The sequence below is a fragment of the Pseudomonas sp. NCCP-436 genome, assembly GCF_019656335.1.
Lineage (GTDB): Bacteria > Pseudomonadota > Gammaproteobacteria > Pseudomonadales > Pseudomonadaceae > Aquipseudomonas.
This window is the reverse complement of sequence record NZ_BPLZ01000001.1, coordinates 273,849-300,227: the sequence shown is the minus strand read 5'-3', so window position 1 is coordinate 300,227 and position 26,379 is coordinate 273,849. Positions and strand designations below refer to the sequence as shown.

The window sequence follows — 26,379 nt, the reverse complement described above, 5'->3', positions numbered from 1 at the left end:
TCCAGAAAATGATTGCCGCGCATCATAACAGGCTCGCCCGCGGAGGACTGCCGGAGGCGGCCATCGGCCGCATCCGGGGCTGCCCTACAGCGACTGCATCAGTTTGCGTACACCGGCCACGTGCCGGCGACTGACCACCAGCGAATCCCCCTCAAGCCCCTTTAGAAAGAGCTGAAAGTGCCCCAGCGGCGTTCGGTGCAGACGCTCGATACGCTCACGGGCTACCAGAGCATTGCGGTGGATGCGCACAAACTGATCGCCAAATTCATCTTCCAGCGCCTTCAGTGGCTCGTCCAGCAGCACTTCGCCCCCCTCGTGGCGCAGGGTCACGTACTTGTGATCGGCGATAAAGTAGATCACCTGCTCCAGAGGTATCAGCTCGATACCCTTGCGGGTGCGGGCGCTGATGTGACTACGTGGAGCGCCACTCTTGGCTGCCGGCCGGGTCAGGGCCGCCAACTGCACCCGATTGGGTCGCTCGGCCTTCTTCAACGCCTCGCTGAGGCTTTCAGGGCGCACAGGCTTGACCAGATAGCCAACGGCACTGACCTGGAACGCCTCCAGGGCAAATTCGTCGTGTGCCGTGCAGAAGATCACCGCCGGCGGCGCCTCGCGCTCGCACAACCGGGCGGCCACCTGCAGGCCGTCGAGGCCGGGCATGCGGATATCCAGCAACACCACTTCCGGCTTAAGGCTATCGATCAGGGCTAGAGCCTCTTCGCCGTTACTGGCGGAGGGCTCCAGAACCCGATAGCCCTCGAGCTCACCGACCAAGCGGGTGAGACGCTCGCGGGCAAGAGGTTCATCATCGACAATCAGGACATTCATATTGCTCTGGCTTCCTGCGTGAGTCTCGCACATGGATAGCGTAGACAGCTGTAGTGACGGCCGTCACGGCGCTCCACGCTGAGACTCGCATGCGGCCCGAAAAGTGCCGTCAAACGCGCATCAATATTGCCCAGCGCTTGCTGCGTTCCCCGTGACCGGTATGGCTCGTCCCGTTCTTCATACGGATTGCTGACACACAAGCTGAACACACCTTCCTGGTAACTCGCCTCAATACGTACCAGGCCGCCTTCGACGCGCGGCGCGATGCCGTAGATCAACGCGTTCTCCAATAGAGGCTGGAGGGTGAGCTGGGGAATCGGCAAATCCTCCGGCACATCCTCGACCTCCCACTGCAACTGTAGACGGTCGCCGAGCCTATAGTGCTCGATCGACAGATAGCGCCTCGCCAGCTCCAACTCCTCACTCCACGTCACCAGGCTGCCCGGCTTGGCCAGACTGGCGCGAAACAGATCCGAAAGATCCAATACTGCCTGCTCGGCTTTGGCCGGATCGAACGTGACCAGACTGGCGATGCTGTTGAGACTGTTGAACAGAAAATGCGGGCGGATTCGCGCCTGCAGCGACTCGATCCGCGCACGCAGCTCAGCCTGTTCCTGCCTGCGCCACTGGCTCTGCAGATAGAAATAGCGTAGCAGTAGTGCCGACATGATCAGGCTGATCAGGGCATGGCGCAGATAAAGGTTGCCCTCCTCGCCCGGCCTGCCAGCACTGCCAAGTCCGTAGTGCCCGGCCACAGCTGTGCAGCCCAGGGTCAACAGCACCACCAGCAAGCAGCACAGTCCACCAGCAAGAGCCGGGCGCAAACGGGCCAACAGGGGGCGCAAGCGGCAAAGCAGGGCTGCCGAGAGCAGCACGATCCACTGCACGAACAGCGAGGTCAGCGCCAGCCTCATCCAGTCGAAGCCGGCGCCCATGGGCTCGGCCAGCACCAGTACCAGCACCAGCAATTCGGCCAGCAGCACCATGCTCAGCAAGGCCTCTGACTGGCACAGCTCAGGAACGAAAAACTCGTCGACGACGAGGTTGCGAGAGTTCTTGGCAAGGGATCGAATATTCATGCCCGCAGTGTCCGCTCAGGCCCGCCAGGCGGCAAGTTCAACGGGCCCGGCCGGGCGAAATATTGCACCGAAATGCTTCCATCACGACAAAACTGTGAAGCAGCCGACACCTGGAGGACGAGCGCTGCCGAAGCGACCAGCCGCGTAGCCGGATCGGCGAAATTCTTCCGGACCCTGTTATCATCGCCCCACTTTTGTCCGCCATGCCGGCCAGCAACATGGCCTGCCCGATCCAGAGCCCAAACCATGAGCAGCGAAAAAACCAATCAGTCCTGGGGCGGCCGCTTCAGCGAGCCCGTCGATGCCTTCGTCGCCCGCTTCACCGCTTCGGTCGAATTCGACAAGCGCCTGTATCGCCACGACATCATGGGCTCCATCGCCCACGCCACCATGCTGGCCAAGGTCGGCGTGCTCACCGATGCCGAACGAGATGCGATCATCGATGGCCTCAAGCAGATCCAGGGCGAGATTGAAGCCGGCACCTTCGACTGGCGCGTCGATCTGGAAGACGTGCACATGAACATCGAGGCGCGCCTGACTGATCGCATCGGTATCACCGGCAAGAAACTGCATACCGGACGCAGCCGCAACGACCAGGTAGCCACCGATATCCGCCTCTGGCTGCGCGACGAGATCGATACCATCCTCGCCGAGATCACCCGCCTGCAGCAGGGGCTGCTGGATCTGGCCGAAGCCGAGGCCGACACCATCATGCCCGGTTTCACCCACCTGCAGACCGCCCAGCCGGTGACCTTCGGCCACCATCTGCTGGCCTGGTTCGAGATGCTCTCGCGCGACTACGAGCGCCTGGTCGACTGCCGCAAGCGCACCAACCGCATGCCCCTGGGTTCTGCCGCGCTGGCCGGCACCACCTATCCGATCCAGCGTGAAATCACTGCCGAACTGCTGGGCTTCGAAGCCGTGGGCGGCAACTCCCTAGACGGCGTGTCCGATCGCGACTTCGCCATCGAATTCTGCGCTGCCGCCAGCCTGGCGATGATGCACCTGTCGCGCTTCTCCGAAGAGCTGGTGCTGTGGACCAGCGCCCAATTCCAGTTCATCGACCTGCCCGACCGCTTCTGCACCGGCAGCTCGATCATGCCGCAGAAGAAGAACCCGGATGTGCCGGAGCTGGTGCGTGGCAAGACCGGCCGCGTGTTCGGCGCCCTGACCGGCCTGCTGACCCTGATGAAGGGCCAGCCGCTGGCCTACAACAAGGACAACCAGGAAGACAAGGAACCGCTGTTCGACGCCGCCGACACCCTGCGTGATTCGCTGCGCGCCTTCGCCGACATGATCCCGGCGATCAAGCCCAGGCACGCCATCATGCGTGAAGCGGCGCTGCGCGGCTTCTCCACCGCAACCGACCTGGCCGACTACCTGGTGCGCAAGGGCCTGCCGTTCCGCGACTGCCACGAGATCGTCGGCCACGCGGTGAAGTACGGCGTCGAAACCGGCAAGGACCTGGCGGAAATGACGCTGGACGAGCTGCGCCAGTTCAGCGACCAGATCGAGCAGGACGTATTCGCCGTGCTGACTCTGGAAGGTTCGGTGAATGCCCGTAACCATATCGGCGGTACCGCACCGGCCCAGGTGCGTGCGGCGGTGGCGCGTGGCAAGGATTTGCTGGCCAACCGCTGAGCAGCGCTTGGCAAGAAACGGGAAAAGGAGTTCCCATGCCTGAATTACTGCTGCGCGGCTTGGCGTTACTGGCCGAGATCGCGCTTGAAATCATCATCGGCTACGTCTTCTACACGACCGGCTGGCTGGCACTACGACTGCTGACATTAGGGCGCTACCCGCGCCTGCCGCTGCGCGTGGCCGATTCGATGGGTTCGCGCAGCGCCTGGGTCGCAACGTTCGGCTTTCTCTGCCTGGTTGGCCTGCCCCTGACGTGGCTGACCGCCACTTACAGCTGAACGCTGCCACGAGACATTTCCATGCCTATAGACATCCGCCCCGCCACCCCTGAAGACGCCGAGCTGATCCTGCGCTTCATCACCGACCTGGCCATCTACGAGAAGGCCGAGCACGAGGTGAAAACCGACGCCGCAGGCATCCGCGACAGCCTGTTCGCTGACGGCAGCACCGCTCACGGCCTGATCTGCGAGCACGACGGCAAGCCCATCGGCTACGCAGTGTATTTCTTCAACTACTCCACCTGGCTGGGCAGGCACGGCCTGTATCTGGAAGATCTCTACGTCAGCCCCGAGGCTCGCGGCATGGGTGCCGGCAAGGCCCTGCTGCAGCATCTGGCGAGGATCGCCGTGCAGCGCGGCTGCGGTCGCTTCGAGTGGTCAGTGCTGGACTGGAACACGCCGGCCATCGACTTCTATGAGTCCTTCGGCGCCCGCCCGCAAAGCGAGTGGACCACCTATCGCCTGACCGGCCAGGCCCTGCTGGACTTTGCCGCCGGTAATCAATGAGGAATCCGACATGAGCCAGAACAACGACCAGGAAGACGAAGACTTCGCCGAGGCCACCCTGATCCAGGCGATCGAGAACCAGCTGGAAAGCGGCGAACCTGCCGCCGCCAAGGCGGTGTACAACAAGCTCACGCTGGTCGGCTACGAGCGCGAGGAGATTCTCGAGCTGATGGCTCTGGTGCTGGCGCATGAAGTCGACGCCATGCTGCGCGAGGACCGCCCCTTCGACGGCGCTCGGTACGAACAGGCTCTGCGGGAGCTGCCGACGCTGCCCGACGAGGAACAGTAACGGCCGCGCATGTGACGCCATGGGGTCTACACTCCATGCACGTCCTAGCGGAAAGCGGAGCCACCATGAAGTCATTCACTGCTGATCTGATCGATGAGCTGGAAATCCTCGCCCTGTACAACCTGGGTAACCTCCAGGAAGGTCTCAAGGTACACAACAACGCCTCGTTCAAGGCCCAGGGCGCCATTACCCGCCTGCATCAGAAGGGTCTGGTCAGCCAGGCCGATGGCGGCTACCTGACTAGCCTGGGCATTGATGCGGCTGAGCACACGCAGGCACTATTGGCCATTCTCGCTTCCCGCCAGACCTCCCCCGCCTGAAATCTGTGCCCGCCGCCGTACAAACAAGTCGGCGGCGGGCAAGATGACGTCATGGAGACTGCTCTGGCCGGCACACCGCTGATAGGCTTGCAGCCTGACCAGTAGAGTTCGAACATGACGCGCATGCAGGAAATTCGCCCGGATATCGACGACGGCATTGACCGCAAGGTTCTGGCACAACTGCGCAGCCGCTTTCTGCGAATCAACCAGGGTCGGCTGGAGCGTACCCTGCAGGCTCTGTCTCCGCGCCAGCAACTGGTGCTGCGACTGCTACCGCTTTTGCTGCACGTCAATCATCCTTTGCTGCCCGGCTACGTCTCGGCCACCACCCCGGCCGGGCTCAGCGGCTTCGAGCCGGACGACGACAGCCTGGCCGAAATCCAGCGCCTGGCCCGTTCGTTCGCCTACAAGCCGCGCCGCGGCCAGGGTGCCGCACCACTTCACGGGCTGTTTTTGATGGGCAGCCTGGGCACAATAGCGCAGGCTGAGCAGAGCGATATGGATCTGTGGCTGTGCCACAGCACGAACCTGACTGCGCAAGCCCTGCAGGAGTTGAACCGCAAGTGCCGCCTGCTGGAGGAATGGGCAACCACCCAGGGAGCCGAGGCACATATCTTCCTGATCGACCCGCAGCGTTTCGTTCAGGGCGAGCGCGCCGCCACGTTGAGTTCGGACGACTGCGGCACCACCCAGCACTACCTGCTGCTCGACGAATTCTACCGTACAGCGATCTGGCTCGCCGGACGTACGCCGATCTGGTGGCTGGTTCCGGTGTACGAGGAGAGCCGCTACGAAGAGTACTGCCGAACGCTGCTGAACAAGCGCTTCGTACGCGAGGAGGATGTACTCGACCTCGGCCACCTGGCGCATATTCCACCGCAGGAATTCCTAGGTGCCGGTCTATGGCAGCTGTACAAAGGCATCGAATCGCCCTACAAGTCAGCCCTCAAACTGCTGCTGACCGAGGTCTATGCCAGCGAATATCCGCGGGTCGAATGCCTCGCGCTGCGCTTCAAGCAGGCGGTCTACCAGGGTCGCCTCGATCTTGACGAGCTCGACCCCTACATCATGGTCTACCGTCGTCTGGAGGACTATCTCGGCGCCCGCGGCGACCACGAGCGCCTCGAGCTGGTACGCCGCTGCCTGTACCTCAAGGTGAACAAGAAGATCAGCCGGCCTCCAGCACGCGGCCGCCAGAAAAGCTGGCAGCGCGTGCTGCTGGAGCGTCTGACCGGCGATTGGGGCTGGCCGCTGCGCCAACTGGCCGTACTCGACAGCCGCAGTCAGTGGAAAGTCCGCCAGGTCAGCGCCGAGCGCCGCGTGCTGGTCAACGAGCTCAATTACAGCTACCGCTTCCTCGGCCAGTTTACCCGTAACGCCGGCATCAGCAGCTTGCCGAACAATCGCGACCTGGCCGTGCTCGGCCGGCGCCTGTACGCCGCTTTTGAGCGACGGGCCGGCAAGGTGGAATTCACCAACCCGGGCATCGCTCCGGATCTGGCCGAGGACACCCTGACCCTGGTGCACCAGACCAGTACGGAAATCCCGGAGGAAAACCACTGGGCACTGTTCGGCGGCAGCCTGGGCGCGCAAGACTGGCCGGACTTTGCACCGATCCGGCGTAGCCGGGAGCTGATCGAACTGCTGGCCTGGTGTCACCGCAACGGGGTAATCGACGCCAGTACCCGGTTGTCCCTGCACCCGGGCGTCAGTGACCTGAACGAATTCGAGCTGACCAACCTGATCGCAAGCCTGCAGCAATGCTTCCCCCTGCCGCTGCCGCCCATGGACGACACCGCACTGCTGCGCGCCAGCCAGCCGACACGAATCCTGCTGCTGATCAACGTCGGAGTGGATCCACTGAGACAGCACAGCCAGATGAACCTGCACATGACCACAGGGCGCACCGATGCACTCGGCTATTCGGGCATGCGGGAGAATCTGGTACTGACTCTTGATCAGGTCAGCCTTAACAGCTGGAACGAACTGCTGGTGTCCCGCCACGACGGCGAAGATGCCCTGCTCGACTGCCTCAGCGAATTGCTCAACCAGCTACCACCAGGCACTCCAATAGACATTCGCGTGCGCTGTTTCTGTCGCAATCGTGCCAAGGCCATCGCCGAACGGGTCGAGGAACTGCTGCGCGGTCTGCTGGACTGCTACTCCAGCGGTATTCACTCGCGCTATGTGCTGCAAATACGTCAGCACTATCACGTGCTATACCTCAAACCCGGCCAGGTACGACACGTCGCGCTGGGTGATCTGCAGGCTCTGCTGGATCATCTCGGCACCGAGCAAAAGGACTACAGTCCCCTGCGACTGGATCGCTACGCACTGCATGACACGGATCTGGCACTGATCCTGCCCATGGCCCGACCACAGGCAATTCAGGTTTTCTATCGCCTCAACGAGGCGCAAGACGAAGCCGAGCTGACCGTAATCGACGAATACAACGCGCTGTGGCGCCGGCGCGTACCGTTCCGTGACGAACAAAGCCTGCTCACGCCGCTGCAACGCTTCCTGCAGTCACTGCTGTACCGGCGCAATGCCCAGCTACCGCTGGACGGCACTGCCGCTGCCGCACCGCTGGAAGTGCTTTACTACCAGATACTGCCGGATGCACCGTTACGTCCGCGCAGTATCGAACCACGTCCCGCCCCACAGGCATGCGCCGGCCAGCCGTTCTACGAGGTGCAGGCCATCATCAAAGCCGGCGAAGGCCGCCAGCGCCAGGTCACCCTGTACTGCAATCATCGCGAGTTCTCCGAACTGGAACACGGCCAGGCGCTGTATGCCCGCGTAGCCCGGCACATTCTGGCCCATCGACGCAACAACGAGCGCTACCCCTGTTACATCACGGATCTGGATCTCTCGGCACTGACGGGCAAACGTCCGCCGTCGACAGTGCGCTACCTGCGTTACAAGGCCAGCTTGGAGGATGCCCTGAACCAGGCCCTACGCACGCCCTAAGGCCTCCAGCCCGGATCAACGCCGTGCCCGGATACCAGCATCATTCCCTTCGCCGCGAGAGAGCGATTTCTACAGGAAGGCTTCATTGCCGACAGCCGTGAGGCAACGCGCGCGCGGGGCCCCGAATACAGGGCGCTTAGCCAACGAAATTGGTTCTGTGGACACCGATGCACGCCACAAAAACAAGGCCGCCAGCGGGAGGCTGGCGGCCTTTCTGGTGAGCACAGACGTACTCAGAGGTCGTAGTCGCCTGCAGCTTCCGGCTGATATTCGACCGACAACAGCTTGAGCTTCAGCTGCTTGCCACCGGGCGCCGGCCAGTCGATCTCCTGGCCAACCGTCAGTCCGAGCAACGCACAGCCTACCGGCGCCAGGATGCTGACCTTGCCTTCGCCACCGGCATCCTGTGGATAGACCAGGGTCAGGTGGTAATCCTTGCCGCTGCTCTCTTCGCGGCAATGCACACGCGAGTTCATGGTCACCACCCCTGCCGGCACTTCTTCGTGCCCCACAACCTCGGCACGATCCAGTTCGGCCTGCAACGCAATAGCGGCAGGGCCGAAGTCGTCCAGGCTGTCGAGCAGGCGCTCCAGACGCTGCATATCGAGGCGGGTTACGGTAATGGCGGGTGTTTTATTCATGATCCCAAGCAGTCTCCTTGCATAGGTCTTCTCAACCGTTCAGCGCCAGCAGTCGGGCACAAACAGCGGGCAGGAAGGATCAGGCCAGCGCCCCTCTCCCGCACCGGCTTGCGTGACTCCGACGGCCACCATCCTGAACGGTTTTCAAAAAGTAAAAACCCCGCCCGAAGGCGGGGTTCTGCAAAATGTCCTGCCGACCCTACCACAGCCGGATAAATAAACAAGACTGCCCCCTGCACAAGCGGGGCATGGCTCAGAGTTCGTCGAACTCCAGCTCGACGCCTACCTGCTCAAGAGTGATGCGCGCCAGCATCTCGCCCAACCGCTCGTGACTGGTGTCGCAAATCCAGCTCAGTTCGCTCTCGTCGTAGTCGAAGTGAAAACCACCGGAACGCGCAGCCAGCCACAGTTGGCGGATGGGCTCCTGACGGCTGAAGATGAGCTGGCTTCCATTGTCGAAACGCACCGTGAGAATACCCGCGGTGTTTTCCAGATCAACGTCCAGGCCGCTGTCGTCGAAAATGTCCTCCACCGCCTGCTGGGTGGCATCGACCAGATCATGGAATCGGGCTTCGTTAAGACTCATCGGGTTGTCCTCAATGGGTACAGCAAATAAAGAAGTTATCTGAAAAGGCCGGCGTAAACGCACTGCCAGTTATAGCGACACGCACTCTGCACAGTCTGACAGGCCGGAAAGGTGGCGACGGTACTCGCCAGGACTCTCTCCCGTCCAGCGACGGAACGCACGAGTCAGCGAACTGGGCTCGCTGAAACCGATCAGAAAAGCGATTTCCGCCAGCTCCAGCGCCGGATCGCGCAAGTAGTGCAGCGCCAATTGCTGGCGGGTCTCATCCACCAGCTGACTGAACGACAGGCCAGCCTCGCGCAAACGCCGTTGCAGGGTACGCGGGCTGAGCGCCAGCGCACCGGCCACGGCCTCCAGATCCGGCCCCTGCTCGGGCAGTTGCCGGGATAGAACCAGACGAGCCTGGTCGAGCACAGCATGACTGCTGCGTAGCTCGCCCAGCAAACGCTCGGCGTAGGCATCGAGCATGCGCTGCACCTGCGCATCCGCCTGCCCCAACGGGACCCCGAGCAAGCGCCGGGGAAACACCAGTGCGTTGTCCGCCTGACCGAACAGTACCGGACAACGGAAGATGCGCTGATGTTCGCGGATATCGGGCGGTGCAGGATGCTGGAAACGTACTTCCGTAGGCGCGATGTCCAGGCCGCTGATCCAGCGCCCGAAACTGACCCAGCCGGCCAGGGTTTCTTCACACTGCTGACGTTGCTGCTGCGGCAGAAGCGGCTTCCATCTGTGCGCTACCAGCGGTTCACTGCCGTCACGCGACGGTTCGTCATCAAGACTGACCAGTCCCAGGCCACCCACCAGCGCGGCATAGCGGGCCTGACGGTGCAGGGCATCGGCCAGCGTCGCGCAGCTCATCACCAGGTAACCAAGCACGCCGTAATAACCGGGGCGGACGGCTTCGCCCAGATGCAGACCAAGATTGTCGTCACCGCTCAACCGTACGCCAGCGCCAAGCAGACTCAGGTAGGCACTGGCGGCAATACGCTGATCGCGCTGAGAGAGAATCTCGGGTGTCAGTTGGACATGGGCAAGCAGTCGCTCCGGCGCGATATCACGACGCTGCAGATGCTCGACCAGCCCCTGCAGGTAAGCCACCGACACCGAGCCGGCGAGAATCGCAGGGTTTTCCATCATCTCTCCTCGTAATGCGCCCCATACCAACCCGTAACACCCAGCGACGCTCAAGAACGCTGCGGATCCCGTCTGATGCCCCGCCGGACGGGCGCCTGCGCATAGGCAAGGGGACGGGGGGCCGGTATACTCCAGCGCAATTCATGCTTAATTTTCAAGGATCACCCCATGAAGCGACTGACCCTCGCGCTCCTCGCCGCTGCCTGCCTGCTGGCCGGCTGCGGCCAGAAAGGCCCGCTGTATCTGCCGGGCGACGAAAATGCCGGCAACAGCCGAGACCGTTTCGAATTCTGACAGGAGCCCACCATGGAAGCCTTCAACTACCGCGACGGCGAGCTGTACGCGGAGGGCGTCGCCTTGTCCGCGCTGGCCCGCCGTTTCGGCACCCCCACCTACGTCTACTCCCGCGCCCACATCGAGGCGCAGTACCGGGCATACACTGATGCGCTGGCCGGTATGCCGCACCTGGTCTGCTTCGCAGTCAAGGCCAACTCCAATCTCGGCGTGCTGAACGTGCTGGCGCGCCTGGGCGCCGGCTTCGACATCGTCTCCAGTGGCGAACTTGAGCGGGTACTGGCCGCCGGCGGCGAGCCGGGCAAGATCGTGTTCTCCGGCGTCGGCAAAAGCCGTGACGACATGCGCAGGGCGCTGGAAGTCGGCGTGCACTGCTTCAACGTCGAATCCAGCGTGGAGCTGGAGCGCCTGCAGAAGGTAGCTGCCGAGCTGGGCGTCAAGGCCCCGGTGTCGCTGCGCGTCAACCCGGACGTGGACGCCGGCACCCACCCGTACATTTCCACCGGCCTGCGGGAAAACAAGTTCGGCATCGACATCGAGCAGGCCGAGGCCGTCTACGCCCGCGCCGCCGAGTTGCCGAATCTGGAGGTGATCGGCGTCGACTGCCATATCGGCTCGCAACTGACCACCCTCGATCCCTTCCTCGATGCATTGGATCGCCTGCTGCTACTGGTGGACAGACTGACAGCTCGCGGCATCCGGATCAGGCACCTGGATCTGGGCGGTGGTCTCGGCGTGCAGTACCGCGACGAGCAGCCACCGCTGGCCGGCGACTACATTGCCGCCGTGCGCAAGCGCCTGGAAGGCCGGGATCTGACTCTGGTGTTCGAGCCGGGCCGCTTTATCGTGGCCAACGCCGGTGTCCTGCTGACCCAGGTGGAATACCTCAAGCACACCGGGCACAAGGACTTCGCCATCATCGACGCAGCGATGAACGACCTGATCCGCCCGGCCCTGTACCAGGCCTGGATGGATGTTTCGCCGGTACAGCCTCGCGAAGGGCAAGCCCGCTGCTACGACCTGGTCGGACCGATCTGCGAGACAGGTGACTTTCTCGCCAAGGAGCGTGATCTGGTGCTGGAGGAAGGCGACCTGCTGGCCGTGCGTTCGGCCGGTGCCTACGGTTTCGTCATGAGTTCCAACTACAACACCCGCGGCCGAGCAGCCGAGGTGATGGTCGATGGCGAGCAGGCCTACGAAGTCCGTCGCCGCGAGACCATCCAAGAGCTCTACGCCGGCGAAAGCCTGCTGCCGACCTGAGGGCGACGCCATGCTATTGCGCTTTACCAAGATGCACGGCCTGGGCAATGACTTCATGGTGCTTGATCTGATCAGCCAGCACGCCCATGTGCAGCCCAAGCATGCCCGGCAGTGGGGCGACCGCCACACCGGCGTCGGTTTCGACCAGTTGCTGATCGTCGAGCCGCCAAGCCAGCCGGATGTCGATTTCCGCTACCGCATCTTCAACGCCGATGGTTCGGAAGTGGAACAGTGCGGCAATGGCGCACGCTGCTTCGCCCGCTTTGTGCTGGACAAGCGCCTGACCACCAAGAAGGTCATACGCGTCGAGACCAAAGGCGGCATCATCGAACTACGCGTGCAGAACGACGGCCAGGTCTGCGTGAACATGGGCGCACCGCGGCTGGATCCGCCCCAGGTACCGTTCCAGGCCGAACAGGCCGCCCTCAGTTATCGCGTCGATGTCGATGGTCAGAGCGTCGAACTGGCCGCCCTGTCAATGGGCAACCCGCACGCCGTGCTGCGCGTCGATAATGTCGACAGCGCGCCGGTGCACACGCTCGGGCCGAAACTGGAACACCACCCGCGCTTTCCGCAGCGGGTCAACGTCGGCTTTCTTCAGGTACTCGACCGCAAGCATGCACGCCTGCGTGTGTGGGAGCGCGGTGCTGGCGAGACCCAGGCCTGCGGTACCGGTGCCTGCGCCGCTGCCGTGGCCGCCATCCGCCAGGGCTGGATGGATTCCCCGGTGCAGGTGGAACTACCGGGCGGACGGCTGTCTATCGAGTGGGCAGGCGAAGGACAGCCGGTTATGATGACCGGACCCGCTGCCCGCGTATACGAAGGACAGGTTCGCCTATGACCGACCAGCAGGATTCCGCCAAGCCACTCGACTCGGAAACGATTGCCGCCTATCTGCGCCTGCATCCGGAGTTCTTCATCGACCATGAGGAACTCATCCCCGAACTGCGCATTCCGCACCAACCGGGTAATGCCGTGTCACTGGTGGAGCGTCAGGTCAAGCTGCTGCGCGAACGCAACATCGAGATGCGCCACCGCCTCGGGCAACTGATGGATGTGGCGCGCGACAATGATCGGCTGTTCGACAAGACCCGCCGCCTGGTGCTCGATCTACTCGATGCCGGCAGCCTGGAAGAAGTGGTAGGCGCTGTAGAAGACAGCCTGCGCCACGAGTTTCAGGTGCCCTTCGTCGGCCTGATTCTGTTCAGCGACAACAAACTGCCGGTCGGCCGCTCGGTCAGCTTGGCCGAAGCACACCAACAGATCGGCGGCCTGCTCAGCGGCGGCAAGACCATATGCGGTGTGCTGCGCCCGCACGAGCTGGAGTTCCTCTTCGGCGCCGAGGAAGCCACACAGGTTGGCTCCGCCGCCGTAGTCAGCCTCAATCACCAGGGTCTGCACGGCGTACTGGCCATCGGCAGCGCCGATCCGCAGCACTATAAAAGCTCGCTCGGCACACTATTCCTCGGTTACATAGCCGAAGTGCTGTCACGCGTGCTGCCGAACTTCGCCACACCGCTGCGCTCGGTTCGCTAGGTACCGTCGCAGCTCCGGGGCCTTTCGCCAAACGACGCGACAGGTGAATGACAGCCGCCGGAGAGAATCCGCCACGTGACACTTCAAGCCCACCTCGACGCCTATCTGGAGCACCTGCGCCGCGAACGCCAGGTTTCCCCCCATACGCTGGACGGCTACCGCCGCGACCTCGGCAAGGTTGTGCAGTTCTGTGAGGAACAGGCGCTGGACAACTGGGCAAAGCTGGATACCCGCAGTCTGCGCCGGTTGGTGGCCCGGCTACATGGCCAGGGCCACTCCAGCACCAGTCTGGCTCGTCTGCTCTCCGCCACTCGCGGACTGTATCGCTACCTGCTGCGTGAAGGCCTGTGCCATCACGATCCAGCCACAGGACTCAGCCCCCCGAAACGCGAGCGACGCCTGCCGCGCACACTGGACGCCGACCGCAGTGCTCAACTGCTCGATGGCGCAGTGGAAGACGACTTCATCGCTCGCCGCGACCAGGCCATGCTGGAGCTGTTCTATTCCTCAGGCCTGCGCCTGTCCGAGCTGGTTGGCCTGAATCTCGACGGTCTGGATCTGGCCGCCGGCCTGGTGCGCGTACGCGGTAAAGGCAACAAGGTGCGCGAACTGCCAGTCGGCCGCCTGGCACGCCAGGCACTGGAACACTGGCTCCCCCTGCGCCGCCTGGCAAATCCAGCTGACGGAGCCGTGTTCATCGGCCGCCAGGGCCGCCGCCTCAGCCCCCGCGCCGTGCAACTGCGGGTGCGCCAGGCCGGCGTACGTGAGCTGGGCCAGCATCTGCACCCGCATATGTTGCGTCACAGCTTCGCCAGCCACCTGCTGGAATCCTCACAGGATCTGCGCGCGGTACAGGAGCTGCTCGGGCATGCCGACATCGCCACCACGCAGATCTATACCCACCTGGATTTCCAGCACCTGGCCAACGTCTACGACAGCGCCCACCCGCGAGCTAAACGCCGTGGCGGAGCCGACCAATGAGCATTCGCCTGATCACTTTCGACCTTGATGACACCCTGTGGGACAACCGCCCGGTTATCCAGGGCGCCGAAACCGCCATGCACGACTGGCTGGCACTGCACAGCCCGCACCTGGCAGAACAGCCGGCGGACTTCCTTCCTGCCGTGCGCAGCCGCCTGCTGACACAGGAACCTGGTCTACGCTATCGCCTCAGCGAACTGCGCCGACGCACCCTGTTCCACGCCCTGATGGAAGTCGGTTACAGCCAGAAACAGGCCCTGCAGCTGGCCGAGGGCGCCTTTCAGGCAATGCTCGAGGCTCGCCACCGCATCACCTTCTTCCCGGAGACGCTGTCGACCCTGGAACATCTCGCCGACCATTACCACCTTGGCGTGATCACCAATGGCAACGCTGACGTGCGCCGCCTGGGCCTGGCCGACTACTTCCGCTTCACCCTCTGTGCCGAAGAACTGGGCGTGGGCAAACCTGATCCCGTGCCATTCCACGAGGCCCTGAGGCGAGCCGGAGTGAATGCCGGGCAGGCCGTGCACATCGGCGACCATCCGCACGACGACATCGCCGGCGCCCAAGCCGCCGGCCTGCGCGCCATCTGGTTTAACCCGCAAGGCCTTGAGTGGCAGAACGAGACAGGCCCGGACGCCCAGATCTCCAGCCTGGCCGAACTGCCAGCCCTGCTCGCCGACTGGCTCGCCTGAAACGCTCCCACCTTCCTGCAGGCATAAAAAATCCGATGACGGAAACCGCCATCGGATTTTTTAGGTAGCCAGAGTGCCCGCAGGCACTCGATCAATTACTTGATCTTGGCTTCCTTGTAGATCACGTGCTTACGCACGACCGGATCGTATTTCTTGATTTCGATCTTGTCGGGGGTAGTGCGCTTGTTCTTGTCAGTGGTGTAGAAGTGGCCGGTACCGGCGCTGGACACCAAACGGATCAGTTCACGCATGACTCTCTCCTTAAACCTTTTCGCCGCGAGCACGCAGCTCGGCCAGTACAGCGTCGATGCCACGCTTGTCGATTACACGCATGCCCTTGGCGGAGACGCGCAGACGTACGAAGCGCTTCTCGGACTCGACCCAGAAGCGATGGTGCTGCAGGTTCGGCAGGAAACGACGGCGGGTTTTGTTGTTCGCGTGGGAAATGTTGTTCCCGGTTACCGGACCCTTACCGGTAACTTGACAGACTCTCGACATGCCTCAGCCCTCTAAAACCACATGCCCAACCCGGCATGGGTTGGCCGCTTAAACTCAATGTCATTTTGGCGCCGTGCGCCGCGTTTCTCGAGGGTCTTACCGGATGCACCTGCATTCGCAGGAACCGAGCCCCTAGAAAAGAGCGCTGCTTTATACCAGAAAGCCGGGCAGGCAACAAGGAAAAACGCAGGACACGCCCATCCGCAAGATGGCGTAGCGCCACGCGGGGCCGGCACTGTAGGCGTCCGAAACGACTCTACCATTCGTCGCCCGTCGATGGTATCCAGCGCCTGGCAAATCGTCTAGGGTTGCAGGTCTGCCATCAGCATACCGGCATTCGGATAACAAGGAGTCCCTATGCGCCTGCTCTTCGCCACCCTGCTGTGCACTCCCCTTCTGGCCCAGGCAGCCACCCTGAGCGTCTGTACCGAGGCGAGCCCGGAAGGTTTTGATGTGGTGCAGTACAACTCGCTGACCACCACCAACGCCTCAGCCGACATGCTGATGAACCGCCTGGTGGAGTTTGACGCCGAGCGCGGCCAACTGCTGCCGAGCCTGGCGCATAGCTGGACAGTATCCGAAGACGGGCTGACCTACGAGTTCATCCTGCGCGACGACGTCGGCTTTCACCAGAGCGCCGAGTTCACCCCCAGCCGCAAGCTGAACGCCGAGGACGTACTGTTCAGCTTCCGCCGCATGCTCGATAGCGCGCATCCCTGGCATGCCACGGCTGCCAGCGGCTACCCGCATGCTCAGTCAATGCAGTGGCCAAGCCTGATCAGCGCCATCGAGGCGCCGGAAGCACACCGCGTACGCATCACCCTCAGCCGCCGCGACGCCACCTTCCTCGCCACTCTGAGCATGGGCTTCGCCTCCATCTATCCAGCCGAATATGCCGAACACCTGCTAGCCAACGGCACACCGGAAAAGCTCAACACTGCCCCCATCGGCACCGGCCCGTTCATCTTCGAGCGCTTTCAGAAAGACGCCGTGGTGCGCTATCGCGCCAACCCTGACTACTTCGCCGGAAAGCCCGCTGTGGAGCGAGTGATCTTTTCCATCACCCCGGACAGCAATGTGCGCCTGCAAAAGCTGCGGCGCGGCGAATGCCAGGTTGCCCTGTCGCCCAAACCCCAGGATGTGCAGGCCATCGCCGGCGACGCCAGGCTGAAAAGCGCACAGACCGCCGCCTTCATGACCGCCTTCGTCGGCATCAACAGCCAGCACCCGCCACTGGACAAGCCGCAGGTGCGCCAGGCGATCAACCTAGCGTTCGACAAGGCCAGCTACGTCAAGGCCGTGTTCGAGGGCAGCGCCGAACCGGCCAGCGGCCCCTACCCACCAAACACCTGGAGTTATGCCGGTGATCTGCCCGGCTACCGTCATGATCCCGAAAAAGCCCGCGCCCTGCTGAGTGAGGCCGGCCTGCCCGAGGGTTTCAAGACCACCATCTGGACACGCCCCAGCGGCAGTCTGCTCAACCCCAATCCCAGCCTCGGCGCGCAACTGCTGCAGGCCGACCTGGCCAAGGCCGGCATCGATGCGGAAATCCGTGTGATCGAATGGGGCGAGCTGATCCGCCGCGCCAAGGCCGGCGAACACGACCTGCTGTTCATGGGCTGGGCCGGCGACAACGGCGATCCGGACAACTTCCTGACGCCGCAATTTTCCTGCGCTTCGGTTGAATCCGGCCTCAACTTCGCCCGTTATTGCGACGAAACGCTGGACAAACTGATCGCCGACGGCAAAGCCAGCAGCGACCAGCAAGAGCGCAGCCGGCTTTACCGGCAGGCGCAGAGAATCATTCAGGAGCAGGCGTTGTGGCTGCCGCTGGCCCATCCGACCGCTTTTGCTCTACTGGACAACCGCGTGCAGGGTTACAAGGTCAACCCGTTCGGCCGCCAGGACTTCTCACGAGTCAGCTTCTGAGGTGAGCCACGTTGACTGAGGCTAAATCCAGCCCTGCTCAGCCATCGACAGCGGCTCACCGTCACCGACGATGAAGTGGTCGAGCACGCGCACGTCGACCAGCGCCAGAGCGTCGCGCAAACGCCGGGTCAGCGCCTGATCGGCCTGACTCGGCTCGGCTACACCAGAGGGGTGGTTATGAGTCAGGATCAGCGCAGCAGCGTTGTGTGCCAATGCTCGCTTTACCACCTGCCTGGGGTAGACGCTGGCACTGTCGATGCTGCCATGAAACAGCACCTCGAACGCCAGCACACGATGTTTGGCATCGAGGAACAGGCAGCCAAATACCTCATGCGGCTCGTGGCGCAGCATGGCCTTGAGATAGTCCCGTACCGCCTGCGGGCTTTCCAGCGCAGAATCCCGTTTGAGCCGCTCAGCCAGGTGCCGCCGCGCCATCTCCAACACAGCCTGCAACTGCGCATACTTGGCCGGCCCCAGCCCCAGATGCCGGCTGAAACTCGGCAAATCCGCCTCCAGCAAAGCCCGTAGGCTGCCAAACTCGGCCAGCAGCCGGCGCGCCAACTCCACGGCGCTGCAACCAACCACTCCGGTGCGCAGAAAGATCGCCAGCAACTCAGCGTCAGTCAGCGCCCTAGCCCCCTGCTGCAAAAGCTTTTCCCGCGGCCGCTCCGCCGCAGGCCAGTCCCGAATACTCATGCTCACCTCCCTGTAGAGCCGGGCACCTGCCATCCCTCGGCAGGCCCTTCGATAGACTAGCCGATAACAACCATCCTGCAGTTCGGGGCTTACAGGACGTGTCTCAGGGCCCACACAGCTGAATACTCCACTTGCCAGGCGCAGGAAGCTTAACTCCCTAGAGGACGGGAGCAGCCAATCGGACGCGGACGTCTCCACATGAACGCCGGAGATGATCACAGATCATATTGAATACGCTCTTCGATATGCCGGAACGCTCGGCATCGCCTGCAACAGAACAAAGCCTCATTGCAAGTAACAGCGAAACTGCTGAGCGAAGCTACTCTGGAGACGCAACACCTTGCCTCCAATGTGCTTGTGGCAGATTTCACAAGACTTGCGTGACGAGCTTGACACGATTGCATACCAACCGAACAGGGTACTGTCACCTCCAGTAAATTGCCGGCCCAGTCATCCGACCCGCTCTGGTGCAATGGAATGCAAACTCAAGAAAATCGGCAGCCTGATCAGCCCTTCCTCTCCGACAGTGGCCTCGCATGCCTAGTAATTCTGGCTCGTTTCCACAACGTGGCCGCCTCGCCTGAACAGCTCGCCCATGAGTTCGCCGAAAATGGCCACGCATTCGGTCGCGCCGAGTTGCTGCTGGCGGCGAAGAAGCTCGACCTCAAGGCCAAGTCCGCACGCAGTTCACTCGAGCGCCTGCCGCATGTCCCGTTGCCTGCAATTGCGGCTGATCAGGATGGCCGCTTCTTCATCATCGCCCGTGTCGACGAAAGCAAGCATCAGGCACTGATTCACGATCCCCAGGCGCAACGCCCCGAAGTCGTCTCGCTCGAACACCTGCAAGCGCGCTGGACGGGCGAGCTGATCCTGATCCGCTCCGAAGCCTCGATGGCTGGCGAGCTGTCGCGCTTCGATTTCACCTGGTTCATCCCGGCCATCGTCAAGTACCGCAAGCTGCTCGGCGAGGTGCTGCTGGTGTCCTTCGTGCTGCAGATCTTCGCCTTGCTCACGCCCTTGTTCTTCCAAGTGGTGATGGACAAGGTGCTGGTGCATCGTGGCCTGTCGACGCTGGACGTGATCGCCATCGGCCTGCTCGGCATCATGATCTTCGAGACCCTGTTGTCGGGTCTGCGCACCTACGTGTTCGCCCACACGGCCAGCCGTATCGACGTGGAGCTGGGTTCGAGGCTGTTCCGTCACCTGGTGACCCTGCCACTGGCCTATTTCCAGGCGCGCAGGGTAGGCGACTCGGTGGCGCGGGTACGCGAGCTGGAGAACATCCGCAGCTTCCTGACCGGCAATGCCATCACGCTGATTCTCGACGTGCTGTTCTCGGTGGTGTTCATCGCCGTGATGTTCTTCTACAGCGGCTGGCTGACGTTGGTAGTGATCCTGTCGCTGCCGCTGTACTTCGTGATCTCGCTGCTGATAACGCCGGTACTGCGCGCCCGGCTCAACGAAAGCTTCTCGCGTGGCGCCGAGAACCAGGCCTTTCTGGTCGAGACGGTCAACGGCATCGACACCCTGAAAGCCATGGCGGTCGAGCCGCAGATCAACCGCAAGTGGGACAACCAGCTTGCGGGTTATGTGGCCGCCAGTTTCAAGACCCAGAACCTGTCCACCCTCGCCAATGAAAGCGTCGGCTTCGTCGGCAAGCTGGTGACCGTGGCCACGCTCTGGCTGGGCGCGCGTCTGGTGATCGAAGGCGATCTGACAGTGGGGCAACTGATCGCCTTCAACATGCTCGCCGGGCGGGTTTCGCAGCCGATCATGCGCCTGGCCCAGCTGTGGACGAACTTCCAGCAGACCGGCGTCTCGGTGCAGCGCCTGGGCGACATCCTCAACACCCGCACCGAACTGTCCCAGGCCACCCGCAGCGCCTTGCCGCCGCTCAAGGGGCAGATCGAGTTCGATCAGGTGCACTTCCGCTACCGGCCGGACGGCTCGGAAATCCTCCGGGGTATCAGCCTGCACATCCAGCCCGGCGAAGTGATCGGCGTGGTCGGCCGTTCCGGCTCGGGCAAGAGCACCCTGACCCGACTGTTGCAGCGTCTCTATACGCCCGAGCGCGGCCGGGTGCTGGTCGATGGCATGGATCTGGCGCTGGCCGACGTCTCCTCGCTGCGCCGGCAGATCGGCGTGGTGCTGCAGGACAACATGCTGTTTGCCCGCAGCATCCGCGAGAACATCGCGTTGACCGATCCGGGCGCGCCCATCGAGCAGGTGATGCAGGCCGCCAAGATGGCCGGCGCCCACGAATTCATCCTGGAACTGCCGGAAGGCTACGACACGGTGGTCGGCGAGCACGGCGCCTCGTTGTCCGGCGGGCAACGCCAGCGTATCGCCATCGCCCGCGCGCTGATCGGCAACCCGCGCATCCTGATCTTCGACGAGGCCACCAGCGCCCTGGACTACGAGTCCGAGCGCATCATCCAGCAGAACATGCAGGCCATCTGCAAGGGCCGTACGGTGATCATCATCGCCCACCGCCTGAGCGCCGTGCGCGATGCCAACCGTATTCTGGTCATGGACCGCGGCCAGATCGTCGAACAGGGCAGCCATGCCGAACTGCTCGCCCACCAGGCTGGCCACTACTCCCGTCTGCACCGCCTGCAACAAGGCGGTGCCGCATGAGTGCCAAACGCGAGCTGATCGAGCGCTACCGCCAGGCCTGGCGCCATGCCTGGCAACGGCGCAGAAGCATGGATGCGCCGCCACGCCTGAGTCACGAAGTGCACTTCCTGCCCGCCGCCCTGGCCTTGCAGGAAGCACCGGTACATCCTGCGCCGCGGATCATCCAGTGGACGATCATGGCCTTCGCCGCCCTGGCACTGCTCTGGGCCTGCATCGGTGAAATCGATGTGGTCGCCACGGCTACCGGCAAGATCGTCCCCAGCGGCAAGAGCAAGGTCATCCAGCCCAGCGAAGTGGCGGTGGTCAAGGCGATCCATGTCTACGACGGACAGACCGTGAAAGCCGGGGAGCTGCTGGTCGAGCTGGATACCCAGATCACCGGCGCGGACGTCCAGCGCCTGAAGAGCGACCTGCTGGCGGCCCAGATCGACAGCGCGCGGGCCAGTAGCCTGCTCGAAGCCATCGAAGAGAACCGTGAACCCGCCTCCCTGGCCACGCGCATTCCCCAGGTCGCCGAGTCACAGCAGCTATCGGCCCAGACCTGGCTGAGAGGCCAATACCTGGAACTGCAAAGCGCACTGCAGCAGAGCGACGCCGAGATCGCCCAGCGCACGGCGGAAATCCAGGCCGCCCGCGCCTGGGTAGCCAAGCTGCAGGAATCCCTGCCCATCGCCCAGCAACTGGCGGCGGACTACAAACGCCTGTTGGACAAGGCCTATATCGCCAAGCATGCCTACCTGGAAAAGGAACAGCAGCGCCTGGATCAGGAGCGCGAACTGGCCGTACAGCAAGCCCGCGTACTGGAGCTGCAGGCGGCGAGGCAACAGGCCGAAAGCCGCCGCCAGAGTGTACTGGCGCAGACCCGTCGGGCCATGCTCGACCTGTTGCACGAATCGCAGCAACGCGCCGCCGGTCTGCAGCAGGAACTGAGCAAGGCCGAACAGCGCAACCGCCTGATGCACCTCACCGCGCCGGTGGACGGCACCGTCCAGCAGTTGGCCATCCACACCACGGGCGGGGTGGTGACCGAAGCCCAGCCACTGATGGTCATCGTGCCGAGCAATCAGCCGGTGGAAGTCGAGGCCCTGCTGGAGAACAAGGACATCGGCTTTGTGCGTCCGGGCCAGGAAGTGGAGGTCAAGGTGGATACCTTCACCTTCACCAAGTACGGCGTGGTGCATGGCACGGTGCAGAGCATTTCCGACGATGCCATCGAGGACGAGCGCCTGGGGCTGGTGTACAGCACACGGATCCAGCTCAGGGAAAACAGCATCCTGGTGGGCAGCCAGCAGGTGCCGTTGTCGCCGGGGATGGCGATCAGGGCCGAGGTGAAGACCGACAAGCGCAAGGTGATCGACTACTTCCTCAGCCCGTTGCAGCAGTATGTGGACGAGAGCCTGGCAGAGCGCTGACAGTCCGCTAATCAGGAGCCCAAGGAGGGCTGCACATGAATGTACTTTATTCACCAGATATTTCTTAGACATCTCTGTCTACTACCGCGCGCCTAGAAAAACTGAGCGCTCAGATATTGACCGTAAAGCAAAGCGAATTTGTTTTTCCGGTGCATTCTTGAAAGCAAACAAGATCACGATCCGAAGGAGATAACAGTGAAGCTTCCAGTTCTAATACTATCAATACTTGGATTAACAGGATGCATCAATTCAGGGCTAGAGCAACTCTACCCTGTCGAGCTTTGGGATGAGAAAACACAACGATCAGAAGATGTCAGCATAAAGGAAGAGGGCTGGTACACGGTAGGGGTTATTTTTCGAGACCCTCCCAGTTCGTTTTCATACGAGGAATTCTCTAAAATAATCAGAGAGCCATCCAGTAGCGCTCCTAGACTTAGCATAACTCTGAAGAATGGCAAGAGCGTTGTCTTTGAAGGGCAGTTCAATGTAACAGGAACTGACGGGAGACACGCCTTCAGACTGAATGGGCAAGTTGAAGATGGACATCACAAGATACTAAAAGCAATTTGGTTAGAAAAAGGGAATTACAAGATAAGCTATCACACCACGAGGCCTGTAGGTAAATACAAGCCACTCGAGACTTATCTTGCTGTATTTCGACACAACTCTAAGGTATAGGAGACCTTATGAGTTATACAGTAACAGTCAAGATCGCCCCCAAAGACTCTACATATCTTAACCCTCAGACAGAGGGGAGGCGTCCCCATGAGGGCCATTGGTGTATCAAAGAGAAAAATGAAACCGTGAGACGGTCGGAGCACCAGAAAAACGCAATAGCCAACCACGAGCAAACTTTAAAAAATTAATTCATACATAACGAACTCACAAAGAGCCTGCTTGAATGCCTCTATATATTTATCACCACCCCTATAAAGGCTAATCCATGCACCCAAAAAGCAACAAATTAAAAATATCCAAGAAATTAGCCTATATTTCTTTTGCTTGGTTGCTGCTCGGCATAACTGCAGCCAATTTGCTACCCACAATTACTTCAGATAGTGCAATCGTAAACTTGCACATCTATAGCAATTTGTCGCGAAAAGTAGATGACGCTTCGTCATTCCTGCTCGCCTGCCTCACATATTTGGCAACGCTGCCAATTATCATCTGCCTTATGCGCAAACACGGCTTCAAGTCAAAAACAAAATCAATCAAAGGGAAATTCTTCTTAATTACCCTAACTTTCATATCCCTACCCATGGCGCTAGACATCGTCCCACTGGAAAGAAATACAAAGTACAGCAAGCTAGCACTTTTTTTTATTCATAACTGGGATTGGGTTGGCGCGGCACTGATTGTATTCATCTACCTATGGATAACAGCATTTCTAATTTCAGCAGCAACCACCAAAGGGACTTATAATGGCTAATGACACTACAGCACCAAACAACAGTGACATCCTTAATCAGTATTGGACAAGTATAACAAACACGTTAACTGGCACTCTCAGAGAAATATCCTCTTCTTACTCCCAGGCGGATTTCAACAACGCAGTAAAACAACAAGAAATTGCGAACACCCTAGCTAGCCAGTTCGATTACTTCTCCCAGAGAGCGTCTGACTTGGCCAAGAGTGCATCTCAAGCAGGTATGGATATGAGGAACTCTGCCCAGAATGCACTCGATAGTACCTCTTTAGCCTTCAGACAGCATGCGGAGAACTTGAGAGCCCAAGGGATGAGTGCCTTGGATAAGGTTGACCAAAGCCTCCTGAGTAGTGTCAATCGCCAATTAGTCGCCAAGGGGGCGGACTTCCTTGGCCCATTGGCAGATATCGCCAACATGGGATGGCAGGCTGCAGAAGGCAATTACTACGGAGCAGCCTCATCGCTAATTGCCCTTGGTGCCGGCATCGCTATAGCGGCGGGCCTTGCAGCGGCGGGCATCGTAGGAATCCCGGCTGTTCTGCTAGTCGTTGGTCTCGGAATGGGAGTAGAAGCCTTGGCCAACTTCCTTTTTGATTACTTCGACCCCTTCGGGATCAACTCCGATGTCAACACCCACTTTGATCTTGCACTAAAAACCGCATCCCCCATCGTCCTAGACCTCGACGGCGATGGCATCGAAACCTTCGGCGCCCATGGCCAGGTACTATTCGACCACGATGGTGATGGTAATAAACACGGAACCGGCTGGGTCAAGTCCGACGACGGCCTGCTGGTGCTGGATCGCAATGGCAATGGCACCATCGATAGCGGTCTGGAGTTATTCGGTGAAAACACCCTGCTGGCCAATGGACAGAAGGCCCGTGACGGCTTCGAGGCCATGCAGGCGGTCGACGGGAACGGCGATGGGAAACTGGATGCCAGCGATGCCGTGTGGGCCGACCTGCGCGTATGGCGCGATCTCAATGGCGACGGTATCAGCCAAGGTGGCGAACTGTTCACTCTGGAAGAACTGGGTATCAAGAGCATCAATACCGGTTCGGACGGCAAACTCCAGAACCTGGGCAATAACAACCATATCGATGGTTTCAGTACCTTCGAGTGGGACGAAAGCCGTGGTGGCGGCACCGGTGTCAGCGGTGACGTGTACTTCGAAGACAATCAGTTCTACCGCAAGTTTGGCGACCGTATCGAGATTCCCGAAACGCTTCGTGGGCTGCCGGATATGCAAGGCTCCGGTGCAGTACGCGATTTGCGCGAAGCGGCCGTAGGCAGCCAAAAATTGCAGGATCTGCTCACCAGCTATGCACAGGCTGAAACGAGCACGGCCCAGAAAGCCTTGCTGGAGCAAGTTGTCAGCGCTTGGTCGGAAACCGCTGAATTTCGTACCTTCGATCAGCGCATTGGCGATCTGGGCAACGGCACACCTTACAATTTCGCGTTTGCTTACAGTTGGACCGTGCATGGTTCGGATGCAATGGGCAGCGGAGGAAGTGGTGGTGGATCGGCCACGATGGGAAACGCTGGAAACAACTCTGGGCTCACGGTTACACAGTTGGAAAGGAAAGAGCTTCTGGAGAAGATCAAGGTATTGGAGGTATTCAATAACCAGTACTTTTTCAGTTTCGACGCGCCCACTATCACGAGCAGCGGACAGACCTCGCTAAATCATAAGGCTGGAGCACAGCAGCGCTCTGGTGTCGCTCTTGCGGCAGTTCTGGGGGGCACGACCTACATTACCGAGAGTTCCTTCTCTTTTGGCCCACAACAGATGGCAGGTATTCGATCCGCTTACCAGGCACTGCTGGATTCCGTTTACGAAGGTCTGCTACTGCAAACACGCCTGAAGCCTTATGTCGATGCCATCGGCCTGACACTTGGAGTTGATGGGGTCGAACTCGACTACTCCGGCATCACCGAAATACTTGAGCAGGTTGCCGAGCAGAACGTCGCAAAAGCCGTATCCGATCTATTCGATCTGCAGAAGCATCAGGCTTTCAACGGTAGTCTGCTCGCTGACTTCGTCAGCATATCGCTGCTCAACTGGGTGGAGAAACTGAGCCCGGCAGAGCAGCAGCAACTTCAGGGCGAATTCGGCCCCACACTGCTGCTCGGCAGCGCCGCCGCAGATCACCTGACCGGGACAGCGCAGAACGACCAGCTTTATGGTGGTGCAGGCGATGACCTGCTCGATGGTGGTAGTGGTTCCAACCGCCTCTATGGCGGCTCCGGCAACGATGTGCTCAAGGTCAGCACCTCTGCCCGTGACAACCTCTTCGTCGGCGACACCGGCGACGATACCCTCTACGGCAGCAATCACAGCGATACCTACCTGTTCAACCTCGGCGATGGTGTCGACACCATCATCGAGACAGGTAGTAACAGTGGTGCAGTCGACGTCCTGCACTTTGGCGAGGGTATCGCTGCCGAGCACCTCTGGCTCGGTCGTAGCGGCAACGACCTGCAGGTGCAGTTGCTGGGCAGTGAGGATCAGGTAATCATCCGTGACTGGTATCGCGGCACAGTCAACCAGCTCGAGCAGTTCCAGCTCGACGACGGGCGCGCCCTAAACTTCAAACAGGTCAACAACCTGGTGGATGCCATGGCCGCGTTCGGCAGCCCAGACGGTGGTGAACTGGATCTGTCCGTACCGCAGCGCGAGCAGCTGGATCTGCTGATTTCCGCCAACTGGCAGTAAGATCACTCATCCCGCCGCGTAAG

26 protein-coding genes are annotated in these 26,379 nt (G+C 61.1%); 18 read left to right on the top strand and 8 right to left on the bottom strand.

What is annotated here, in order from left to right:
- Window positions 1-84 precede the first annotated feature (84 nt).
- Window positions 85-828, bottom strand: coding sequence for a LytTR family DNA-binding domain-containing protein (locus NCCP436_RS01410; RefSeq protein ID WP_220802003.1), 744 nt, complete (start codon window positions 826-828; stop codon window positions 85-87).
- Window positions 825-1,907 (bottom strand): sensor histidine kinase, encoded by a 1,083-nt coding sequence (locus NCCP436_RS01405; protein WP_220802002.1) that lies wholly within the window; start codon window positions 1,905-1,907, stop codon window positions 825-827. Before NCCP436_RS01405 ends, NCCP436_RS01410 begins: the two co-directional genes overlap by 4 nt.
- 246 nt (window positions 1,908-2,153) lie before the next feature.
- On the opposite strand from NCCP436_RS01405, the gene argH reads away from it, so the two are divergent.
- The 6 genes from argH to NCCP436_RS01375 all read left to right on the top strand — a co-directional run bounded on the left by argH (window position 2,154) and on the right by NCCP436_RS01375 (window position 7,912).
- On the top strand, window positions 2,154-3,548 hold the full coding sequence (gene argH / locus NCCP436_RS01400; RefSeq protein WP_220802001.1) for an argininosuccinate lyase: 1,395 nt from the start codon (window positions 2,154-2,156) through the stop codon (window positions 3,546-3,548).
- A gap of 35 nt (window positions 3,549-3,583) precedes the next feature.
- Complete coding sequence (locus NCCP436_RS01395) at window positions 3,584-3,826, top strand: hypothetical protein (protein ID WP_220802000.1); 243 nt, start codon at window positions 3,584-3,586, stop codon at window positions 3,824-3,826.
- Between the two features lie 21 nt (window positions 3,827-3,847).
- Window positions 3,848-4,333, top strand: coding sequence for a GNAT family N-acetyltransferase (locus NCCP436_RS01390; RefSeq protein ID WP_220801999.1), 486 nt, complete (start codon window positions 3,848-3,850; stop codon window positions 4,331-4,333).
- A 10-nt stretch (window positions 4,334-4,343) separates the two neighbouring features.
- Complete coding sequence (locus tag NCCP436_RS01385; RefSeq protein WP_220801998.1) at window positions 4,344-4,622, top strand: hypothetical protein; 279 nt, start codon at window positions 4,344-4,346, stop codon at window positions 4,620-4,622.
- A gap of 65 nt (window positions 4,623-4,687) precedes the next feature.
- Complete coding sequence (locus tag NCCP436_RS01380) at window positions 4,688-4,942, top strand: TIGR02647 family protein (protein ID WP_220801997.1); 255 nt, start codon at window positions 4,688-4,690, stop codon at window positions 4,940-4,942.
- A gap of 114 nt (window positions 4,943-5,056) precedes the next feature.
- The gene (locus NCCP436_RS01375; protein ID WP_220801996.1) at window positions 5,057-7,912 is read left to right on the top strand and encodes a class I adenylate cyclase; all 2,856 of its coding nucleotides are present in this window, start codon (window positions 5,057-5,059) and stop codon (window positions 7,910-7,912) included.
- Window positions 7,913-8,145: 233 nt separating this feature from the next.
- Here the strand turns inward: NCCP436_RS01375 and rnk are convergent, their stop codons facing one another.
- From rnk to NCCP436_RS01360, 3 genes are all read right to left on the bottom strand, one after another.
- Window positions 8,146-8,553 carry a nucleoside diphosphate kinase regulator gene (rnk, locus tag NCCP436_RS01370; protein WP_220801995.1) on the bottom strand — a complete coding sequence of 136 codons (408 nt, stop codon included), beginning with the start codon at window positions 8,551-8,553 and terminating at the stop codon, window positions 8,146-8,148.
- A gap of 253 nt (window positions 8,554-8,806) precedes the next feature.
- Entirely contained in the window at window positions 8,807-9,139 is a 333-nt protein-coding gene (gene cyaY, locus NCCP436_RS01365; protein ID WP_220801994.1) for an iron donor protein CyaY, read from the bottom strand.
- 69 nt (window positions 9,140-9,208) lie between these two features.
- Entirely contained in the window at window positions 9,209-10,276 is a 1,068-nt protein-coding gene (locus tag NCCP436_RS01360) for an AraC family transcriptional regulator (protein WP_220801993.1), read from the bottom strand.
- A 168-nt stretch (window positions 10,277-10,444) separates the two neighbouring features.
- On the opposite strand from NCCP436_RS01360, the gene NCCP436_RS01355 reads away from it, so the two are divergent.
- The 6 genes from NCCP436_RS01355 to NCCP436_RS01330 all read left to right on the top strand — a co-directional run bounded on the left by NCCP436_RS01355 (window position 10,445) and on the right by NCCP436_RS01330 (window position 15,042).
- Window positions 10,445-10,570 carry a lipoprotein gene (locus tag NCCP436_RS01355; protein WP_220801992.1) on the top strand — a complete coding sequence of 42 codons (126 nt, stop codon included), beginning with the start codon at window positions 10,445-10,447 and terminating at the stop codon, window positions 10,568-10,570.
- 12 nt (window positions 10,571-10,582) lie between these two features.
- The gene (gene lysA / locus NCCP436_RS01350) at window positions 10,583-11,830 is read left to right on the top strand and encodes a diaminopimelate decarboxylase (RefSeq protein ID WP_220801991.1); all 1,248 of its coding nucleotides are present in this window, start codon (window positions 10,583-10,585) and stop codon (window positions 11,828-11,830) included.
- Window positions 11,831-11,840: 10 nt separating this feature from the next.
- Window positions 11,841-12,671 (top strand): diaminopimelate epimerase, encoded by an 831-nt coding sequence (gene dapF / locus NCCP436_RS01345; protein WP_220801990.1) that lies wholly within the window; start codon window positions 11,841-11,843, stop codon window positions 12,669-12,671.
- Window positions 12,668-13,366, top strand: a complete 699-nt coding sequence (locus NCCP436_RS01340) for a DUF484 family protein (RefSeq protein WP_220801989.1) — start codon at window positions 12,668-12,670, stop codon at window positions 13,364-13,366. Before dapF ends, NCCP436_RS01340 begins: the two co-directional genes overlap by 4 nt.
- 75 nt (window positions 13,367-13,441) lie before the next feature.
- Window positions 13,442-14,347: a tyrosine recombinase XerC gene (gene xerC, locus NCCP436_RS01335; RefSeq protein ID WP_220801988.1), complete on the top strand. Its 906-nt coding sequence runs from the start codon at window positions 13,442-13,444 to the stop codon at window positions 14,345-14,347.
- Window positions 14,344-15,042, top strand: a complete 699-nt coding sequence (locus tag NCCP436_RS01330; RefSeq protein ID WP_220801987.1) for an HAD family hydrolase — start codon at window positions 14,344-14,346, stop codon at window positions 15,040-15,042. The genes xerC and NCCP436_RS01330 overlap by 4 nt, the downstream gene beginning before the upstream one ends.
- A 95-nt stretch (window positions 15,043-15,137) precedes the next feature.
- Here the strand turns inward: NCCP436_RS01330 and rpmG are convergent, their stop codons facing one another.
- Complete coding sequence (gene rpmG, locus NCCP436_RS01325; protein ID WP_012703270.1) at window positions 15,138-15,293, bottom strand: 50S ribosomal protein L33; 156 nt, start codon at window positions 15,291-15,293, stop codon at window positions 15,138-15,140.
- 10 nt (window positions 15,294-15,303) lie between these two features.
- On the bottom strand, window positions 15,304-15,540 hold the full coding sequence (rpmB, locus tag NCCP436_RS01320) for a 50S ribosomal protein L28 (RefSeq protein WP_003290799.1): 237 nt from the start codon (window positions 15,538-15,540) through the stop codon (window positions 15,304-15,306).
- Between the two features lie 357 nt (window positions 15,541-15,897).
- On the opposite strand from rpmB, the gene NCCP436_RS01315 reads away from it, so the two are divergent.
- Window positions 15,898-17,469, top strand: a complete 1,572-nt coding sequence (locus NCCP436_RS01315) for an ABC transporter substrate-binding protein (protein ID WP_220801986.1) — start codon at window positions 15,898-15,900, stop codon at window positions 17,467-17,469.
- Between the two features lie 21 nt (window positions 17,470-17,490).
- Here the strand turns inward: NCCP436_RS01315 and radC are convergent, their stop codons facing one another.
- Window positions 17,491-18,165, bottom strand: a complete 675-nt coding sequence (radC, locus tag NCCP436_RS01310; protein WP_220801985.1) for a DNA repair protein RadC — start codon at window positions 18,163-18,165, stop codon at window positions 17,491-17,493.
- Between the two features lie 477 nt (window positions 18,166-18,642).
- On the opposite strand from radC, the gene NCCP436_RS01305 reads away from it, so the two are divergent.
- The 5 genes from NCCP436_RS01305 (at window position 18,643) to NCCP436_RS01285 (ending at window position 26,356) form a co-directional block, all read left to right on the top strand.
- A complete protein-coding gene (locus NCCP436_RS01305; protein ID WP_220801984.1) occupies window positions 18,643-20,802 on the top strand; it encodes a type I secretion system permease/ATPase in 2,160 nt (719 codons plus the stop codon).
- Entirely contained in the window at window positions 20,799-22,214 is a 1,416-nt protein-coding gene (locus NCCP436_RS01300; protein ID WP_220801983.1) for an HlyD family type I secretion periplasmic adaptor subunit, read from the top strand. The genes NCCP436_RS01305 and NCCP436_RS01300 overlap by 4 nt, the downstream gene beginning before the upstream one ends.
- 195 nt (window positions 22,215-22,409) lie before the next feature.
- Window positions 22,410-22,892 carry a hypothetical protein gene (locus NCCP436_RS01295; protein WP_220801982.1) on the top strand — a complete coding sequence of 161 codons (483 nt, stop codon included), beginning with the start codon at window positions 22,410-22,412 and terminating at the stop codon, window positions 22,890-22,892.
- A 265-nt stretch (window positions 22,893-23,157) separates the two neighbouring features.
- Window positions 23,158-23,643 (top strand): hypothetical protein, encoded by a 486-nt coding sequence (locus NCCP436_RS01290; RefSeq protein WP_220801981.1) that lies wholly within the window; start codon window positions 23,158-23,160, stop codon window positions 23,641-23,643.
- Entirely contained in the window at window positions 23,636-26,356 is a 2,721-nt protein-coding gene (locus NCCP436_RS01285; RefSeq protein ID WP_220801980.1) for a calcium-binding protein, read from the top strand. Before NCCP436_RS01290 ends, NCCP436_RS01285 begins: the two co-directional genes overlap by 8 nt.
- The last annotated feature ends 23 nt before the right edge of the window (window positions 26,357-26,379 follow it).